Here is a 1,259-nt window from a genome sequence, read left to right as displayed (position 1 = left end):
ACGGCGAAGCGGGATCAACCCGTCCATATGGGGTTTTGTACGTCGATATGGGGGCCACGCCGCCGTGCGGGGCGCGGTGGAACGCCGGGCAGCGGGGACACCGGGCGGCGGGTGGGTCAGACGCGGAGCACCTGCGGCCCCAGGAGCGAGTAGCGGTGGGCCTCGGCGGCGGGCAGACCGGTGGTGGTCACGATCGTCTCGAAATCCGAGACCTCCGCGAAGCGGGAGAAGCTGACCGCCGCGAACTTGGTGTGCACACCGATGAAGACGCGGCGTCGGGAGGAGCGCACGGCCTGCGCCTTGACCTCGCCGACCCCCGGGTTGGGGGTGGTGAGGCCGTACTCGCGGGAGATGCCGTTGGCTCCGATGTAGGCGAGGTCGATGACCAGCCCGGAGAGCATCCTCACCGCCCAGTGGTCGACGGTGGCGAGGGTGCCGCCGCGCACCCGTCCGCCGAGCAGCAGCACGGTGAAGCGGTCGTCGCGGTCGGCGAGCGCCCCGGCGGTGGCCAGGGATGCGGTGACGATGGTCAGGGGGCGGTCCACGGGCAGGGCTTCGGCGACCAGTTGGGGGGTGAAACCCTCGTCGACGAAGACCGTCTCGGCGTCGCCGAGGAGGTCGGCGGCGGCGGAGGCGATCCGGCGTTTCTCGGGGACCTGCATGGTGGTGCGGAAGGCCAGGGTCGTCTCGAATCCCGCGCTCTCCACCGGATAGGCGCCACCGTGGGTGCGGCGCATCAACCCGTGGTCCTCGAGCAGTCGGAGGTCGCGGCGGATGGTCTCGCGGGCGACCCCGAGGCTCTCGGCCAGGCCGGCCACGTCCACCGAGCCCGCGTTGCGGGCGGCGGTGAGGATCTCCCGCTGCCGCTCCTCCGCCTTCACGGGGCGATCACCTCTCCTTCGAGGTCCTCGGGTCTTTCGGATGGTCGGACTCCGGGGCTCCCGGGGCTCCGTCGACGCGTCCGCCGCTCGGTCCCCGGGTACCACCTCCGTGCCCGTTCGGGCCGGTGCATGCGTTTCTACCTGCCCGAACAGCGGGCCACCAGGGACGTAACCGGATCGATGGTGCCCGTTTGTGCCCGCTTCTCCTCGCCGTGACCCCGCCCGCACCGGGAGGGAAGCCCCGGTGCCCCCCGGGGGGTGTGCCCGTTCGGCCATCATCGATGCCCGTTCGGCGCCCGCCTCGGTTCACTCGGGCAGAAAAAAGATCACCCCGCCCGGTTTCCCTCGCACCCGGCGGCCCACCCGACGCCCGGGTCC

1 protein-coding gene is annotated in these 1,259 nt (G+C 72.0%); it reads right to left on the bottom strand.

Annotated elements, in window-relative coordinates:
- Positions 1–116: 116 nt before the first annotated feature.
- Positions 117–881 (bottom strand): DeoR/GlpR family DNA-binding transcription regulator, encoded by a 765-nt coding sequence (locus FNQ90_RS23695; protein ID WP_182608216.1) that lies wholly within the window; start codon positions 879–881, stop codon positions 117–119.
- Positions 882–1,259: the final 378 nt, after the last annotated feature.

The organism is Streptomyces alkaliphilus (assembly GCF_014141535.1).
Classification (GTDB): Bacteria; Actinomycetota; Actinomycetes; order Streptomycetales; family Streptomycetaceae; genus Streptomyces; species Streptomyces alkaliphilus.
This window is presented reverse-complemented; position numbering and strand designations above follow the sequence as displayed.